Origin of the sequence: Butyrivibrio sp. AE3009, assembly GCF_000420845.1 — a bacterium.
Lineage (GTDB): Bacteria > Bacillota > Clostridia > Lachnospirales > Lachnospiraceae > Butyrivibrio.
In genome coordinates this window covers 14,248-31,810 of the sequence record NZ_ATVS01000040.1, presented here as the reverse complement: position 1 = coordinate 31,810, position 17,563 = coordinate 14,248, and the positions used below count along the sequence as shown (strand labels likewise).

Sequence of the window (17,563 nt, the reverse complement as noted above, 5' to 3'; positions counted from 1 at the left end):
ATAAGAGTCTTGGTCTCAGCTGTCTTCTTGTCTGACTCTTCCTTAACCTGAGCCAAAACAGCCTCTTTGGTCTTCTCGGAAGCAACAGCTGCTGCTTCATCAGCTGCCTTCTTGAGCATATCCTGGAGTTCATCATAGGTAAGAGTTATTGTACCCTCTGAACCTGTACTTCCTGTACTTTCTGTATTTCCTGTACCTTCAGTATTTCCTGTACCTTCAGTATTTCCTGTACTTTCAGTATTTCCTGTACCTTCAGTATTTCCTGTACTTCCGGTATCACCAGCGCCGCCATTGTCGCCGCCCTGAGTGTTATCACCGGCATTTGTGGTGTCACCCGTGCTTCCGCCATTTGTATTATCTCCGGCATTTCCGTTGTCACCGGAATATCCATTGTCTCCGGTACTTCCTGCATTAGCATTGTCGCCTGCAGGCTGTCCATCGCCATCTGTAGGCTGAGCGTCGCCTGTGGGCTGACCTTCACCTGTAGCGGGCTGAGCGTCGCCTTCTCCCTTATTACCGGACTCTTTGTCTGAACCATCGCCGCCTTCAGGTGCGCCTTCTTCAGTAAGTACTCCGTATTCTGCCTCTATTACGAGCTCATCGCCGTTCTCTTCCTGGCTTACGCCTGCAGTAGCGCTTCCCTGAAGTGCTGCAAGTCCTGTATCTCTGATATCAATAGCTGTTGCAGCATCTGCGATCTTACCGTCTGACAGGAAGTACAGAGCCTTAACAACTGTCTCGCTGCACTCTTCCCTTCCTTCAAGGAAAGCCTGTGCATGGCAGAATGCCTCATACTGGCCGCTGATCTCCTGTTTCTTGGTCATAAGGCCGCTAAGGGCAGTGAGCTTTTCAACAACCTCGCCTACACCTGTGCTTACCTGAGCTGAGCCGCTTGCAAGAGCAGCTGCACTGCTAACTATTTCAGCCTGGGTCATTTCATCTACAAGCTTCTCAGAACCTGCCTTTAACTGACCTGCACCGTCAGCAAGTTCTGCAGAGCCTTCCTGAATCTGCTTGGTAGCATTCAGATAATCAACAAGTCCGCCATATAATGTATCGCCGCCGGCTGCGAGAGTCTTACTTCCATCAGCAAGGTCCTTGGTTCCTCCGGCGAGCTCTTTTGCTCCGCCTGCCAGCTGGCTTGTTCCGTTTGCAAGTTCTTTACTTCCGCTTGCAAGCTGGGAAGTTCCGTTTGCCAGCTCTTTGCTGCCGCTTGCAAGCTGACCTGCGCCGTTTGCAAGTTCCTTGCTGCCGCTTGCCAGCTGACCGCTGCCGTTTGCAAGCTCTCCTGTACCACTGACAAGTGACTGTGTTCCGTCATACAATGATCCTGTGCCGTCTGCCAGCTGCTGTGAACCGTCATAGAGCTTGTCAGCGCCCTCTCTGAGTTCACCGGTTCCGTCCTTCAGGGTCTTGGTTCCGTCAACCAGCTGTGTTGAGCCATCCTTGAGCTCGCCCATGTCGGCCTTAAGATCGGTTATCTTATCTGAGCCTGTAAGCTCTGACATTCCGAAATCATTGAGGATATCGGAGCTTGCCATTGTAATGGTCATTCCAAGTTCGAAATTATTTACATCAGCTGTTACTTCGAAGTGATCAGATAACTTGTCCTCGATCTTGCCATCCTCATCCAGCTCTTCCCACTTCTCATCGCTGATATCAAGGCTCTCCTTAAGTCCGGGAACTGCAACGCCCATAACCACGATCTTGCCACCATCGGAGATAACCTTACCGTTTGATACCTCTACATTTGCGAATTTATCGGAATCAAGCATCATACCTGATACCATGGCAAAAGGTGTATATACCTCAATATCCTTGCCGTCTACGTTAACTGTCTTTTTATCCTTGTTCTCATAGTCAAAACGGATTGTAACCTTACCGCTCTTACCTGCAAGTTCCTCGGGAGAAATCTCTTTGCCGTTGAGAGTGTAGGTGATCTTCATATTAACGGGAAGCTCCTTTTCTGTGGTTCCCTGATAATAGATATCTGCTCCCTCAGCGTCCCATACAACGGTTCCGTCGGGGGACTCAGTGAAGGTCTCTGAACCTTTGACATTAACAATATCCTTGAGCTGTGTGGAGTCCTTGATCTCCTTGGAAGCGTCTGCATTCTTGAGCCATTCGCTGACGATTACATCTCCGACTTCACCGTTGGCATTGGCTGTGACATATACTGTCTCAACCTTGCCTGCATCTGTGGTAGCTCCGCCGGCTCTTGTTGCCATATCCACGATGGTGTTCTCAAGGGCCTTGTCCTCGGGTGCCTGCGTTTCAATTGCTGTTGTTGTATCCTTAGTTGTGGAAGCACCGCAGGCAACTGTCATAACTGCAAGCATTGCTGCCATAACAACTGTTAAAGTTTTCATTAGATTTTTTCTGATCATAATTTTCCTCTTTTCCTATGTACGTATGTACATATAAGTTTGTATGTATAATCAGGCAACTTTGTGTCTGTGAATAAATCCTGTGTGATGTGAATCCTTCTCGTCACTTACTGTCATGCCGAAGGTTGTTCTGATAATGAGTCCGTCGAAGATCATGTACATTGCGGGCAGTACCAGAAGTACGGTGAACATACTGATGATGGCGCCTCTTGCCATGAGGTTACAAAGTGAACCGATCATGTCGATACTGGAGATCATGCCAACACCGAAGGTTGCGGCAAAAAAGCTCAGCGCACTTACAATAACCGACTTCATGCTGGTGGAAAGTGCTATCAATGTAGCTTCCTTCTTGTTATGCCCTAAATTTCTCTCACTCAGGTATCTGGTAGTCATCAGGATCGCATAGTCAACGGTGGCTCCCAGCTGAATGGTTCCGATTACAACCGATGAGATGAAAGGAATGGTTGTATGTGTGTAATAAGGAAGTCCCATGTTAACAAAAATAGCAAACTCGATAACCGAAACCAGGATGAACGGAAGGCTCGCGGACTTAAGTACAAAAGCAATAATAAGGAATACAAGTCCGATGGAAACAAAGTTAACAACCTGGAAATCGTGGTTGGTTATGTTGATTAGATCCTTGGTGCAGGGAGCCTCGCCCACAACCATAGCCTTGGGGTCATAGCTCTTAACTATCCTGTCTACCTCTGTGATCTGATTGTTGATCTCATCGGAGGCGATCTTGTAATCCGTGGTCAAAAGAACCATCTTCCAATCGTCGCTCTCCAGCTTCTTAAGTGTATCCTCAGGAATGAACTCTCTTGGGAAAGCAGGTCCTACAATGGAGTCGGTTCCAAGGACTGAGAGGATACCGTCGGTGTCCTTCAGCTCCTTTATCATCTGATTCATAGAAGCTGTATCAAGGTTCTTGTCCACAAGGAGCATGTATGCGGAGTTCATTTCGAACTTCTCATCAACCTCATTGGCTCCCTGTACGCTCTCAAGGCTGTCCGGAAGAGTCTGGGTGAGATCGTAGTAAACACTGGTGTGGTTGTTTCCATAAACTGCAGGAGTAATAAGTGCAAGGAAGACCAGGAAAAATACCAGGTAGTGCTTAGCCACAAAATTCGGGATCTTAACAAATTCGGGCATCAGAGGTTTGTGCTTGGTCTTCTCTATAAGGTTGTCAAAAACAAGGATCATGCTGGGAAGGATGGTTACACATCCGATAACTCCGAATACAACACCCTTGGCCATTACAACGCCCAGGTCCAGGCCCAGTGTGAAGCTCATGAACATCAATGCGATAAATCCGGCAACAGTGGTTATTGAAGATCCGATTACCGACTGGAAGGTTGCGGTAATGGCATTTGCCATGGCATCGTTCTTGTCATCGTTTTGGCTAAGCTCTTCCTGATAGCTGTGCCAAAGGAAGATTGAGTAGTCCAGGGTAACACCAAGCTGAAGTACTGCGCTCAGGGACTGTGTAATAAAGGAAATCTCTCCTTTGAATACATTGGTTCCCATGTTGTACACGATGGCCATTCCTATACTAAGAAGGAAGAAAAAAGGTATCAGGTAGGAGTCCATTGTAAGTGAAAGAACTATTACCGCAAGAAGAACTGCGATTCCTACATAAATAGGTGTCTCCTTCATAGCCATGTTCTTGGTATCTGTAACTATGGCGCTCATTCCGCTCATGAAGCACTGCTTGTTGGAAATCTTCCTGATGTCCTCGATGGCCTTCATGGTTCCGTCTGAGGAAGTTCCCTCATCAAATATGACGAACATCATTGTGGCATCGCCGCTGTTAAAAGCTTCATATACATGGGATGGGAGCATCTCCATCGGAATGGAAAGATCAAGGACTGAATCGTACCAGAGTACATCGGATACATGATCAACCTCTTCGATCTTGGCCTTAAGGGCTGCCACATCCTTCTCTTCCATTCCCTCGGCCACGTACAGCACGAAGGCTCCGGTACCGAACTGATCAAGAAGAACATCCTGGCCCTTCATGGTCTCAATATCCTTAGGAAGATAAGTAAGAATATCGTAATTAACTCTTGTGTTGAAATAGCCCACAGCTGACGGAATCAGCAGTGCAAAGGCTACAATCAGTATGACAAATCTCAGTTTAACAATAACATGTGAAAGTTTGTTCATAACTTCACCTCCTCAAATATATCACCTTTCCGCACTATATGAGCACAAAAAAGCGTTTTGCCAACGAGAACTTTTTTCAATAAGATTCAGGATCTTTGAAATTTATTCTTGACCGTTGGTCATTTTCTATAGTATGGTATAACATGTTTATGACTGATGGTCAATATTTTTTTTGAAAAATTTTTATAAAGAAAACAATCGATTTCTGAAATATAGTTTTGTTTTATTGCATGAATATGCACTATCTGCCATAATAGAATAAATTGATGAGGACAAATATATGGGAAAAGCTGAACAGAACAAGAAACTGAAGATGGAGAGCCTTTTGAACACCTCCTTTGAGCTCTTTACCTCAAAGGGACTTAACAAGACCTCCATTTCCGACATAGTTGAGAAGGCCGGCGTGGCAAAGGGTACCTTTTATCTGTATTTCAAGGATAAATATGATATCAGGAACAGACTCATCGCCCACAAGTCCAGCCAGCTCTTCATGCAGGCATATCATGCGCTGGATGAGGCCGGAATAGAGGGCTTTGAAGACAGACTTATCTTTATTATGGATTATGTTCTGGATGAACTGGCCGCCAACAAGGGACTTCTTGCTTTCATCTACAAGGACCTTAGCTGGGCTGTATTCAAGAAGGCTCTCACCACTCCCGTCAGCAGTGATGACGTGGACTTTGGCGAAGTATATAGAAAAATGATCGCAGAATCAGGCCTTAACTTCAAGGAACCTGAGGTCATGCTCTTTCTTATCATCGAGCTTGTAGGCTCCACCGGCTACAGCTCCATAATGTATGACGATCCGGTATCCTTAAATGACCTGAAGCCCCATCTGGAAACTACGGTTCGGGGTATAATTAAACAATATACGATTCAGTAATACGACATAAAAAGGCAGGAGAACCGATAGCTCTCCTGCCTTTTCAATATGGTTATAAATATGCAATTGGTAATTTCTCATTTTGTTATCTTGTAGCTGTAATCACTAAAATCAGCCTCAAGAACTGCCTTGTGCTCACCGTTTGTCCACTCGAAGGTCATGACACTTCCGTCAACATTAACCTGGAGGTCAGCATCGAAGCCAAAGGCGGGATGAGTATTTCTGAAGGCAAGAAGCTCAAGCTGCTTCTTCACAACATCCTTCTTCATGGCCTCTTCTATGTCAGACAGGCTAAGATTGGTTCTGTTGATTTCCTTGTGTCCGCCGGCTCCCGCACGCTTAACTGCTTCGTGATCATTTTTGCCTGCGAAGAGATCAAGGTACCATACCTGGGGCTTACCGGGCATGAACATCTGAATCGCTCTCGCAAAGAGCATCTTCTTGTCGTCATCTCCAAGGGCGCTGTAGTAGGTAGCATTTACCTGATAATACATGTTCTTGGCGCCGTGAAGGTCTTTGACAAAGCCGCCTCTTCCGACGATGGTGTCGATCATGTTCTGAATGTCTTCTTCTGGAAGGATTCCCTTAAGATCAAGAAGCGGGATTCCGTCGTGGCAGCCCAGCATATTGACAACTCTGATCTTCTTTTCCTGAATCTCATCGGCCCATTTCTTCAGAAGTTCACCGGATCTGCTCTCAATGGCATAGATAAGGAGTCCGGGAAGGAAGAAATCATAGGTCATGTAGCCCTTGTTTGCCACAACTTCATAGATCTTCTCGCTGTAGCTTGCGTGAATCTCGGGAAGAAGTGCTACTCCGAACTCGTCGGCCAGCTTTTTAACCTTCTCAAGTACGTCCCAGGTGTCGGGCTCATTGAGGAAATTCTTCTTGCCGGGTTCCTTGGGTGCATAGGCGAAGGCATCAAGTCTTACAATCTTTGCGCCGTAGCCTGACAGGCTCTTCAAGGTGTTTCTGTAATGCTCCCAAACAAGGTCTGATTTGATATTAAGGTCCATCTGACCAAGATAGCGTCTCTTGGATTCCAGATAGTCCACTGTCTTATCATTGTATTTCTCATATCCTGTAAAATCAATCTCTGAGGGCTTCTTGCCCTCATCCAGAGCCTTGCAGACTCTTTCAGACAGTCTCTGAGCTGACAGATACTGAATATCCATAACCTCCATGAGATCCTGCGCATCGGGACGCTTGTACTGAACCTCCTGATAGAAGGTGTTCCAGTAAGGAATATCCTTGCCGTCAGGCATTCTCACCATGAGGATGGGAAGTCCCGGCTTTCTGAAAAACATGTCCTTGATGTACTCCTGCCTTGGCTGAATATAGCCTTCAGGAGTCATGTCTCCACAGCCTTCCCAGAACTTGTTCCAGTTGATGAAAAAGTCAGCGTATTTGGACTTCTCACCGTTCTTAACAAGATCCTGGAACTGAGGTGACAGGACAGATGCGTGATTTAAGATAAAATCAAGCTTAAGGTCGATATCAAGCTTACCCAGAGCATCGATATCTTCTTTGCTTCCAAGTTCCTCATTGATTCCATAATCAATTACAGAAAAACCTCTGTCCAGATCAGTGTTGAAGATACTGGGCAGAATGTAAAAAGACTGAAATACGTCTTCAAATTCTTTTTTGGAAAGGACAGAAACAATATCCTTCAGGGTGCCGCCCATGCTATCGGGATAGGCGTTGAGCATAGGTCCGTTATCCACATATTTTTTACTCATGAATTTCCTCCTAAACCATCTTAGTCCATTCCGTAGAGTTTCTTGAATCCGTCGTAGCTTATAAGTTCACCGGCCTTGGTGATGATGATCTTGGCCTTGTGAGCCTGATCAACGAGCTTTTGCTGCTCCAGCTCCAAAACCATCATGGTGAAGGGGCTGTCCAGCTTGCCATCTCTGTTTCTGGATCTTCTGTGCTCGAGAGTCTCCTGTGGTGTACTGTTCAAAAGAACCGGTATATCAACCTGACTCATGTAGTCACTGTTGCCGTGGGTCCACTCAACAATAAGCACCTGCTTGTCAGACATATCAACGCAGTCGTACCAAAGAGAAGCTTCGTCTCTTCCCATTCTTTTAAGGAAAAGGGACTTGGCACCATCCTTGAAAGCCTTCATAATGGTATCAACCTCTTCAAAGTCGGTTTCCTTGGGTGTACCCAGGTAATTATTAAGGGCCTTTCTGCCGCCGTCAAGGTAGTAACTGAACCATGTGTCAGTCTCTGCATGTGCCTTGTTTGCGTCATCTTCGGCTATCTGCCACTCTTTGACCTTGGCATAGTTTTCGGGATTCATGACACCAGCGTCAACCATTGCTCTGATGCCTGCAACCCTGTATGTATGAAGTCTTTCCGCATCATTGTACATGGGAATGCGGTGAGGATAATTATCGCCGGACATGGTATAACTGCCTATTCCTTCGCTGTTCAGAAGATATGACAGACATGACGCAATTTCTGATTTGCCCACGCCGGAACCTCCGCAAACGGCAACAACAGCTCTTCCGTAAGGGTTAGCGCCCATGGCCTTCTCCAACTCTTTTACCAGCTCGGGAAAAATGGTTCCTGCCTTGGCTCTGTGGCTGTCACCGATTTCAACCTTATCACCGGGCATATCGCCGTGAGGGATGTCATCGGGGATTGTGATGGAAGAAGCACACTCTGCGGCCTTTTTCAGGTTCTCCAGGATCTGATCTTTGTTTACTGAGATTTTTTCGTATTGGTTGTTCATAATTCTCCTCTTTTTTGACAACTAAAGTCACTCATGGTATTTTTGAAAGTAGAAAAGCTTTTGCGCATAAGCACAAAAAAATTTTCAAAAATGAAGTTTTATTTGAACACAAGATACAATAACTTTTTTTCTTTGTAAAGACCAAAAAAAAATTATGATTACGATTAAAGAGATTGCAAAGCAACTAAATATGAGCACTACGACGGTTTCAAATGTTATTCACGGAAAAACCGGAGAAGTGTCTCCGGAGACCCAGAAAAAAGTCCAGGACTTTTTGGATAAGGTTGACTATGTGCCGAATATCAGTGCACGTAACCTTGCTCAGAATCAGTCCAAGATAATCGGTCTTGCCCTGAAGGCCAGAGCAGACAAATATGAGAACCTGATCATGGACCCCTTCGTATCCGAACTTATCGGAGGCGTCGAGGAGACCATAAGAAATGCAGGTTACTTCATGATGCTCTATATTTCCAGCGACACCACCGAGATCATGAGACATGTGTCTACCTGGAATGTGGACGGTCTTATCCTTTTCGGAATGCTGGATGATGACGGAATCCGTGTCAGCGAGAAGTACAAGAAGCCCATCGTATGCCTTGATACCTACAGTATTGAAGGTCTCAAGCACTTCACCAACGTAGGACTTGATGACGAGCAGGGAACCTATGACATGGTCAACTACATGATAGTCAAGGGTCATAAGAGGATTGCCTTCCTCTCCGATAACCAGAGCGGCGTAGACCTGGCAAGACTCAACGGTTACAAAAAAGCCCTTGCAGATGGGGGACTGAAATTCAAGCAGAGCGACTTTTTAAAGATAAGACCCAAATCCGATGAGATTCAGGACAGTCTTGAGGAGATCTGCAGAAAAGCCAAGAATTTCGATGCCATCATGTGCGTATCGGATCTCTATGCGGTGACCCTTATCGCCGCTCTCACAGACAGAGGCATCAGAGTTCCCGAAGACATTTCCATTGCAGGCTTCGACGACAACATGCTGGGTCAGCTCCACCGTCCGGCTCTTACCACAGTTCATCAGGATGTTAAGAAAAAGGGAATCGTTGCCGCAGATACTCTGCTCAAACAGCTAAACGGCCAGAAGACGCCGAACCAGATCAAGCTTCCTACTCATCTTGTTATTCGTGACACAGTAAGAGCTTAATCGTTAAAGTCAGCACATGTAAAAATTGCCTAAATTAACTTTTGCGCATAAGTTACAGCATTTATCGATTTAACGAATATTTTTGATATATTTAATAAAATTTTATGATTTAGAGCAAACACCGCAAAGCCAGTAAACAAGCGTTTTGCGGTGTTTTTGATTTTTAGAGCGCGAGAAAACATGCGAAATATGCTTGCCTTTTGTGCATAATTGTGATATTTTGAATTTAGCGTACAACTTATGCGCAAAAGTAACACAAGAATTTTAGATTCAATATTGCACAATGCACAAAAGGAGGGTAACAAATGAAAAAGAAACTTATGTCAGTACTTCTTGCAGGCACCATGGTCGCAACACTTGCTGCATGCGGTACTACAGGCACAACCAGCACAACTACATCTGACACTGCTGCTCAGCCTGAGGCACAGACAGAGACACAGACAGAGACACAGACAGAGACACAGACAGACACTACAGCAACTACTGAAGCAGCTCCCGCTGCTACAGAGACAGCTGAAGCAGGAGCTGTTCGTCTTCTTAACGGTAAGCCTGAGATCAACGATCAGATGCAGGCGCTCGCTGCTAAGTACAACGAAGAGACAGGTAACACTCTCGTAGTTGAGACAATCGGTGGCGATACCAACGCATCCGATGAGCTTAAGAAAATGTACCAGGCAGACAATATGCCTGATATCTTCGTAATCGAAGCTAACCAGGCAGCTAACTGGGATGGAATGCTTGCGGATCTTGCAGGTGAGGAGTGGACAAACAAGACAGGTTTTGAACTTACAGATGCTTCTATGGGAACAATCGGCTTCCCTTACACAGTTGAGGCTACAGCCCTTGGTTACAACGCTGATATCCTTGCTGCTGCAGGTGTTGATCCTGCTTCTCTTACAAGCCCTGACGCTTGGAAGGCAGCTTGCGAGACTCTTGATTCCAAGAAGGATGAGCTTGGAATCACAGCAGTATTCGGTTGGTGCGCAGAGCCTACAAACCTTGGCTGGTCTTCAGGTACTCACGTATTCGGACAGTACCTTGATGCAGGTCTTAAGGCTGACGATACAACCTATATCGATCTTCTTAACGACGGTGGTAAGATCGATGAGGCAAGAATGAAGAACTTCGCTGAGTTCATCGGCATGATGAACCAGTATTCAGATCCTGCTCTTCTTATTGACGGAACCTATGACAATCAGGTTGCAGGCTTCAAGGAAGGCAAGTATGTATTTATCACACAGGGTAACTGGTGCGTAACATCTCCTTCAGATGTAAGCTTTGAGTGCGGATTTGCTCCTTATGCATTTGAGGATGGAATCAACACCATCATCGCAGGTCCCCCTTCATATTGGGTAGCTTACAAGGACGGCAACGTTGACGGAGCTAAGGCATTCTTCAACTGGTGCGCAGGCGATTCAGCTCAGAACATCCTTGTTAACGACGCAGGTCTCGTATCTCCTTTCGATGACTGCCAGTATGAGGCTGTTAATCCTTTCTACAAGAGCATGAAGAGCTACATCGATGCAGGCAACTACTCCGGATGGCACACAATGCTCAAGAAGGACGGCCTTCAGAACCAGACATGTAACGTATTTGCAGATTATGCTAAGGGCAAGCTTGATGCAGACGGCTTTGTATCAACAATGGCTCAGGTAATCTCCAGCTACTACGCTCAGTAATAAATAACATGCAGGCAGGGCATGCATGCCCTGCCTGTTTTTTCACAAGATTAACTGTTTCCATCGCTTATAATCTGAAAGGGGGATTACAGATGGGTAACTTTTCTACAGGCCGGAAAATAGCATCCTTTGGCAGCTTAATACTCGGACTGGTACTTCTTATTGCAGGACTTGCACTTTCCATAACAGGGGCAGGGGACCTCATCCTGTTTACAATGAACATTGGCGGCAAGGCCACACCTATAATTTTCGGCAGAGGCATCATGTGTGTAATCGGTGTAATTCTTCTGATCGTTGGTCTCTATCTTTTCCCGACGCTTAAACACCACCGCGCCATTATCAATTTTATTTTCCTTTTCCCATTATTATTCGCATTTCTGGTAACTGTTATCATTCCTCTTTTCCTTGGTATCGGCTATTCCTTTACCGACTGGAACGGTATCAAAATGACAGAAACCGTAGGTTTTTACAACTACACCAGAATGTTCAAACAGCCGGCATTCCTTTGGTCAATTCTTTTGACCTTCCTGTTTGTAGTATTTAATATGATTCTGGTCAACCTTGTTGCTTTCCTCTTAGCCCTTCTTTGCACTTCTAAGATCAAGGGCCTTGGATTCTTCAGAGCAGCGTACTTCCTCCCCAACCTTATCGGAGGAATCGTTTTGGGTTATATCTGGCAGTTCATTTTCAGCCAGGTTGTTACTAAGTTTTCCGGTACATATTCAATGCTTTCGGACACAAAGACAGCCTTTGTAGCTATCATTATCGTATATATTTGGCAGTACGCAGGTTATATCATGCTCATCTACATCACGGGTCTTAACACTATCCCCGGAGATGTTCTTGAAGCATCCTCCATCGACGGAGCCAACGCGATCCAGACTCTTTTCAACATCAAGATTCCCATGATCGCACCTACAATCACGATCTGTACTTTCCTTACACTTACATCAGCCTTCAAACAGTTCGATGTAAACCTTGCTCTGACAGGTGGTAAGGGTTCCGTACAGTTCCTTGGCTCTTACATCGCCAACGGTACAGAGATGCTTGCCCTTAATATCTACACCACTGCGGTTATCAACAACGATTACGCACTGGGCCAGGCAAAAGCGGTTCTGTTCTTCATCATCCTTGCAGTCGTATCCATTATTCAGGTTCGCATATCCAATAAGAAGGAGGTGGAATTATAATGCATAGAAAAGAAAGTACTTCCAGCGTTGTAATACGATTCATCATTGCTATCATTATCGCAGTATATGTACTGTTCCCATTCTTCCTTCTGCTTATCAACTCCGGCAAGGTGACAGCTGATATCACTTCCAATCCTGTAAGCCTTGCAGGTGCCAGCTTTGGGCAGCTCTTCACCAACATCAAGGCGGTTGTAAATGACCCGAACTTCAAGTTCTTCTCATCATTTGCTTCCTCCGCTGTCATCACCATTTTGTCACTGGTTCTGCTCTCTCTTTTCGGAGCCATGGCAGCATGGGTTATCTGCAGAAACAAGACCATCTGGTCCACAGTTATTTACTTTACATTTATCGCATCCATGATCATTCCCTTCCAGGTAGTTATGCTGCCTCTTATCTCTACTTTCAGAGATGTGGGAAAATTCATTGGAATTCCGATGCTTCAGTCCGTTCCCGGTATCGTTTTTGCATATCTTGGATTTGGCGGAGCCATGACAGTATTCATTCTTACAGGTTTCATCAAGGGCGTGCCCTTTGACCTTGAGGAAGCTGCCTCCATCGACGGTTGCACACCGGAGCAGACCTTCTTCCAGATCATCTTCCCGCTCCTTACACCTGTAATCACTACAGTTACCATCCTTAACGGAATGTGGATCTGGAACGACTACCTTCTTCCTTCAATGATGCTGGGACAGAACGGTAAGGTTATGACGATTCCAATCGCCATTCAGAAGTTCGTTGGATCCTACGTAAAGAGCTGGGACAGAATCCTTCCCGCAGCTCTACTTGCAATCATTCCTATGATCGTTATCTTCCTTATCGCACAGAAGCAAATCATGGAAGGCATGATAGAAGGAGCTGTTAAGGGATAACCACTTAACTAATTTACATAAAAACCCACTAAAAAGACGCATGCCGATACACGACATGCGTCTTCTATTTTACATATTATTACAGTTCAAACTTCTTCTTATCCTGAACATTGATCGACTCGCCCAGCTGTACCTCAATGAGCTTGAGCTCAGTTTCAGCAAAAATGGTGTGCTTGCAGCCGGCCTTCATGGTGATCACATCTCCGGGCTTAACAGGGTTCTCCACGCCGTCAACCACGGTTCTTCCGGTTCCGGAAATAATTACCCATACTTCATCGCGGTATTCATGGTTGTGATAATTCATGGAATGGCCCGCATTAAGGGTTACCTTGATGGTCATGCTGGCATTCTCAACGTCTATAACCTTGAAATTACCCCAGGACTTCTCTGCAAACATGATCTGCTGCTCGAAGGAATCAACGAAGGGCTTGATGTAGGAGCTCTGCTCCTTATCTGATACAAGGATTCCCTCGGGAGATGCTGAGATCACCACATCCGTAAGTCCCATGGCAAGAACAGGCACATCCATCTCATTGACGATGTGTACACCCTTGCACTTATCATTAAGGATACCCTTGCCAATAACGTTCTCTTCCATTGCTTCCGTAAGGGTATTCCAGGTTCCGAGATCCTTCCACTCTCCGTTGAAACGCATAACCTGAATCTTCTTCTCTTTCTCAACAACTGCATAGTCAAAAGAGATCTTGGTGAGAGTGTCATATTTAGCAAAAAGATCGTTGTAATCCGTAAAATCAATAAGCTCGTGAGCCTTGTTAAGGACGTAGGACAGCTTGTACGCAAACACGCCTCCGTTCCAGAGAGCTCCCTGGCTGATATACTGAGCGGCCACATCTGCTGTGGGCTTCTCTTTGAAAGTATCTACAATACTGACATCCTCTGCATCCTTGGGAATAATGTATCCATACTTCTCGGAAGGATAGGTAGGCTCTATTCCCATGAGCACCAGATTGGCTTCACCTCTGTCAGCCTGCTCCGAAAGAGCCTTGATGGCCTCAAAATAGTCATCATTAACATAAGGATCCACAGGGCAAACAACAACAGACTCGTTAGGATCAACACCCTTGACATCTACAAGATAAGCTGTAGCCAGCGCAATGGCAGGGAAAGTATCTCTTCTGCAGGGCTCGATTGAAATGCCCACATCCTCTCCCAGCTGATTGTGGATTGATGAAACCTGCGCCTTACTGGTGGCTATGGTAACAGTGGCGTCCTTATCAACCTTTTTGATCTGACGATAGACCCTCTGAACCATGGACTCGTAGGAGCCGTCCTCTTTTTTGAATATCTTGATAAACTGCTTGGATCTGATGTCATTGGAAAGGGGCCAGAGGCGCTTGCCTGAGCCGCCGGATAATAAAACTATGTTCATGTGATTTCTCTTTTCTTCTATAATAATGTGGTTTAAATAATAAAATTATTTCCCATAAAAAACCCCCATATATAATTGCGTCAGACAATTACTATACAGGGTAATTGTGTATTCATATTCAGCCGATAACCGACATGTAATAGGAATAAAGGCTTCTGTAGGTAGCTGCGTTGTAGTGAAGTCCATCGGCAGTTGTAAAGCCTGCCTGCTTAAGATATGTATAGCCGTCGATCCACTGCACTCTGGAGTCAAGTCCCGCCTGAAGCTGGGCATTGAAGCTCTCAATCTGGGCATTGGATACGCTGGCGCCGTCTCCTACCGGTGTAACAGCCGCATAATATACTGTGATCCCTGCATTGGACCAGGTATCGATATAGCTGTTGACAAGGCTGACATACTTGCCGGCATTGGCCAGATCGTTGACACCGAAATTGATGATCATCTTGGTGCCCTTTCCTGCGTATACAGGAATAAGTGAAAGTGCCGATCCCTTGAACCAGCTGTAGCCCTCACCTATCTTGGCAATATAGGCCTTGTCTGAGGATCCAACAGCCATCTGAAGCTGTACTGTTCTGGAATCACCAACAAATACGTAAGGAGTTCCGGGAAGCTCGTCCACCATGTATTCTCCCTTGATATAAGCAGTCGAATCCTTGAATGAAACCTCATACCACTCATTGTCGGTCTCTCCGGTGACCTCCACGGCGCTGCCCCAGGAGAGCTTGCCCACCTTGTCATAATCGGTGCCTGCACCGGCTCTTACATTGACGGTGTCACTGGTATATTTGGTCTTCGGAGCCTCATACTCGGTAACAGTAAAAACAGTTCTGGTGAGTTCCACCGTAGCTTCTTCCTGAGATACGCTGACGGTGCTGACCATCTCTTCTACTTCCGATTCCGTTTCTTCCACAGCCATGGTGATGTCCTCTGCTATGGCTGTTGCCACGGCGCTGCTGGACAATTCTGAGGATGAGGTAGTCTCAACCTTGTTGGCTGCCATCATTCCCACTGCAAGGAGCACGCTGAAGAAAGCGGCAAATGCTATGAGTATCATTAAATTTCTGTTTTTGAAGGTAATAATATTCATATCCTAAAAATTTTACATTAGCGTCAAAAATATGTCAAATCACCGAATTTGACTATCGCCTTCCTTATTATTATAATGACTAAGTATTAGCAAACAGAAAACGACATTATGACGGAGATAATATGTGCGGAATAATAGGTTACATAGGTAAAAAAACTACTATAGATATTCTACTTGATTCACTGGAGCTTCTGGAGTACAGAGGCTATGACAGTGCAGGTGTAGCTCTTTTTGCAGATCCTGATAAGGGTCCTGTTGTCAAAAAGGTCGCAGGCAGGGTTTCAGCCTTAAGAGCCATCTGTCAGGATCTTCCAGAGGACCCTTGCGCAGGTATCGGTCACACCCGTTGGGCTACCCACGGCGGTGTCAGCGATGCAAATGCTCATCCTCATCAGCAGGGAAGAGTTACCCTGGTTCACAACGGAATCATCGAGAACTACAAGGAGCTTATCAAGGAGTACAATCTTAAGGACAGGCTGGTTTCAGAGACCGACACCGAGGTTGCAGCCGCAGTTCTTGATTCACTCTACGACGGCGATCCCGAGAAGGCCCTTAGAGACCTGGTAAGTGTTCTGAAAGGAACCTTCGCCTTCGCTGTACTTTTTTCCGATAAGCCCGGTAATATATATGCAATCAGAAACGTCAGCCCCATCGTTGTTGCAATGACTGAGCACGGAGCTCTTCTTGCTTCTGATGTAGCAGCCCTTGGTGTTCATGCAAGAGAATATGCATTCCTTCCCGAATATCAGGTGGCTTGTCTCTCCTCCAAGGGCATCATCGTTCACGACGAGAAGAGACGTGAGGTTCCTCTCCAGCTTATGGAGATCGACTGGGATACCAGCCGCGGCGGCAAGGACGGATATCCTTTTTATATGGAAAAAGAGATCCACGAACAGCCCGATGCCATCCGCAACACCATAGAGCCTCATATCATAAACGGCACCACTTCCTTTGCAGATGAGCAGATTCCCGATTCACTCTTTAGAGAGAATCAGAACATCATAGTTATCGCCTGCGGTACAGCCATGCACGCCGGCCTTATCGGTCAGCAGCTGTTCCACACACTTGCAAATATTCATACGGACGTGGCCATGGCTTCAGAGTTTACTTACACCAACCCTGTTATCAAGCCAGGCACACTGGTTATCGCCGTTTCACAGTCAGGAGAGACAATCGATACCCTCGAAGCTATCAAATACGCCAAGAAGCGCGGTGCCAAGGTTCTGTCCATAGTTAATGTCAAGGGTTCAACCATTGCAGATAACAGTGACTATTGTATCTATACACACGCAGGTCCGGAGATCGCGGTTGCAAGTACCAAGGCCTTTACCAGCCAGGCTTCCGTATTCTATCTCCTGGCAATTCATGCAGCAAGACTTAACGGACTCCTCACACAGGCTGAGGTAGCAGCATATCTTGAGGGACTTAACAGTATTCCCGAAGTTATTGGCAGGATCCTTGATCAGAAGGACTTTATCAAGAACATGACCAGGAGCCTTCTCTCCTCAGACCAGTGTTTCATGATCGGCAGAGGCCTGGATTACTCCCTGCTTCTTGAAGGATCACTCAAGCTCAAGGAGATTTCCTATATCCACTCCGAAGCCTACGCTTCCGGAGAGCTCAAACACGGTACCATCGCACTTATAACAGACGGTATACCTGTGGTTGCACTGGTAACTCAGAAGGCACTGGCTTCCAAGGAGTATTCCAACATCCGTGAGGTTCAGTCCCGCGGCGGAAATGTACTTCTTATTACCAAGCAGTCCCTCTATAAGGATATGAACATCGCTGAGGAGGATACCTTCCTCCTTCCCGAAATCGATGACATGTTCATGCCCTTCCCCGCTGCAGTTGTTATGCAGCTGATCGCTTACTTCACCTCAGCAGCCAAGGGCTATGATGTGGACAAGCCACGTAACCTTGCCAAGGTTGTTACAGTAGAATAAAGATGTAAAAAAATTACGCCTGACACTGGGACGATATGTGTCAGGCGTTTTTATATGAAAA

General features: G+C 45.9%; 12 protein-coding genes. 6 read left to right on the top strand and 6 right to left on the bottom strand.

All coding sequences use genetic code 11. The features are described from left to right. On the bottom strand, positions 1–2,369 hold a 2,369-nt coding region (locus tag G588_RS21805; RefSeq protein WP_334290807.1), incomplete at its 3' end, for a hypothetical protein. A 69-nt stretch (positions 2,370–2,438) separates the two neighbouring features. Then, positions 2,439–4,553 carry an efflux RND transporter permease subunit gene (locus G588_RS20625; RefSeq protein ID WP_022779632.1) on the bottom strand — a complete coding sequence of 705 codons (2,115 nt, stop codon included), beginning with the start codon at positions 4,551–4,553 and terminating at the stop codon, positions 2,439–2,441. Between the two features lie 280 nt (positions 4,554–4,833). Between G588_RS20625 and G588_RS0115530 the strand changes: the two genes are divergently transcribed. Continuing rightward, positions 4,834–5,436 carry a TetR/AcrR family transcriptional regulator gene (locus G588_RS0115530; RefSeq protein WP_022779631.1) on the top strand — a complete coding sequence of 201 codons (603 nt, stop codon included), beginning with the start codon at positions 4,834–4,836 and terminating at the stop codon, positions 5,434–5,436. A gap of 77 nt (positions 5,437–5,513) precedes the next feature. On the opposite strand, the gene G588_RS0115525 is transcribed toward G588_RS0115530, so the two are convergent. Both G588_RS0115525 and G588_RS0115520 read right to left on the bottom strand, forming a co-directional pair. Further along, complete coding sequence (locus G588_RS0115525; protein ID WP_022779630.1) at positions 5,514–7,175, bottom strand: alpha-amylase family glycosyl hydrolase; 1,662 nt, start codon at positions 7,173–7,175, stop codon at positions 5,514–5,516. A gap of 20 nt (positions 7,176–7,195) precedes the next feature. Then, entirely contained in the window at positions 7,196–8,179 is a 984-nt protein-coding gene (locus G588_RS0115520) for a hypothetical protein (RefSeq protein ID WP_022779629.1), read from the bottom strand. A 154-nt stretch (positions 8,180–8,333) separates the two neighbouring features. On the opposite strand from G588_RS0115520, the gene G588_RS20620 reads away from it, so the two are divergent. From G588_RS20620 to G588_RS0115500, 4 genes are all read left to right on the top strand, one after another. Further along, the gene (locus tag G588_RS20620) at positions 8,334–9,341 is read left to right on the top strand and encodes a LacI family DNA-binding transcriptional regulator (protein ID WP_022779628.1); all 1,008 of its coding nucleotides are present in this window, start codon (positions 8,334–8,336) and stop codon (positions 9,339–9,341) included. 305 nt (positions 9,342–9,646) lie between these two features. Further along, a complete protein-coding gene (locus tag G588_RS0115510; protein ID WP_022779627.1) occupies positions 9,647–11,020 on the top strand; it encodes an ABC transporter substrate-binding protein in 1,374 nt (457 codons plus the stop codon). Positions 11,021–11,112: 92 nt separating this feature from the next. Next, positions 11,113–12,210, top strand: a complete 1,098-nt coding sequence (locus tag G588_RS0115505; protein ID WP_022779626.1) for a carbohydrate ABC transporter permease — start codon at positions 11,113–11,115, stop codon at positions 12,208–12,210. After that, complete coding sequence (locus G588_RS0115500) at positions 12,210–13,079, top strand: carbohydrate ABC transporter permease (protein ID WP_022779625.1); 870 nt, start codon at positions 12,210–12,212, stop codon at positions 13,077–13,079. Before G588_RS0115505 ends, G588_RS0115500 begins: the two co-directional genes overlap by 1 nt. Positions 13,080–13,158: 79 nt before the next feature. Here G588_RS0115500 and G588_RS0115495 read toward each other — a convergent pair whose 3' ends face one another. Then, entirely contained in the window at positions 13,159–14,469 is a 1,311-nt protein-coding gene (locus G588_RS0115495; protein ID WP_022779624.1) for a sugar phosphate nucleotidyltransferase, read from the bottom strand. A 118-nt stretch (positions 14,470–14,587) separates the two neighbouring features. Then, positions 14,588–15,523 carry an SH3 domain-containing protein gene (locus tag G588_RS21800; RefSeq protein ID WP_022779623.1) on the bottom strand — a complete coding sequence of 312 codons (936 nt, stop codon included), beginning with the start codon at positions 15,521–15,523 and terminating at the stop codon, positions 14,588–14,590. A gap of 155 nt (positions 15,524–15,678) precedes the next feature. On the opposite strand from G588_RS21800, the gene glmS reads away from it, so the two are divergent. After that, positions 15,679–17,502, top strand: a complete 1,824-nt coding sequence (glmS, locus tag G588_RS0115485) for a glutamine--fructose-6-phosphate transaminase (isomerizing) (protein WP_022779622.1) — start codon at positions 15,679–15,681, stop codon at positions 17,500–17,502. The last annotated feature ends 61 nt before the right edge of the window (positions 17,503–17,563 follow it).

Bases quoted from the DNA above. Each gene is read 5' to 3' on its own strand.
- glmS (WP_022779622.1), top strand. From the start codon at position 15,679: ATGTGCGGAATAATAGGTTACATAGGTAAAAAAACTACTATAGATATT.
- G588_RS0115495 (WP_022779624.1), bottom strand. From the start codon at position 14,469: ATGAACATAGTTTTATTATCCGGCGGCTCAGGCAAGCGCCTCTGGCCC.
- G588_RS0115530 (WP_022779631.1), top strand. From the start codon at position 4,834: ATGGGAAAAGCTGAACAGAACAAGAAACTGAAGATGGAGAGCCTTTTG.
- G588_RS0115525 (WP_022779630.1), bottom strand. From the start codon at position 7,175: ATGAGTAAAAAATATGTGGATAACGGACCTATGCTCAACGCCTATCCC.
- G588_RS0115505 (WP_022779626.1), top strand. From the start codon at position 11,113: ATGGGTAACTTTTCTACAGGCCGGAAAATAGCATCCTTTGGCAGCTTA.
- G588_RS20620 (WP_022779628.1), top strand. From the start codon at position 8,334: ATGATTACGATTAAAGAGATTGCAAAGCAACTAAATATGAGCACTACG.
- G588_RS0115520 (WP_022779629.1), bottom strand. From the start codon at position 8,179: ATGAACAACCAATACGAAAAAATCTCAGTAAACAAAGATCAGATCCTG.
- G588_RS0115500 (WP_022779625.1), top strand. From the start codon at position 12,210: ATGCATAGAAAAGAAAGTACTTCCAGCGTTGTAATACGATTCATCATT.
- G588_RS20625 (WP_022779632.1), bottom strand. From the start codon at position 4,553: ATGAACAAACTTTCACATGTTATTGTTAAACTGAGATTTGTCATACTG.
- G588_RS0115510 (WP_022779627.1), top strand. From the start codon at position 9,647: ATGAAAAAGAAACTTATGTCAGTACTTCTTGCAGGCACCATGGTCGCA.
- G588_RS21800 (WP_022779623.1), bottom strand. From the start codon at position 15,523: ATGATACTCATAGCATTTGCCGCTTTCTTCAGCGTGCTCCTTGCAGTG.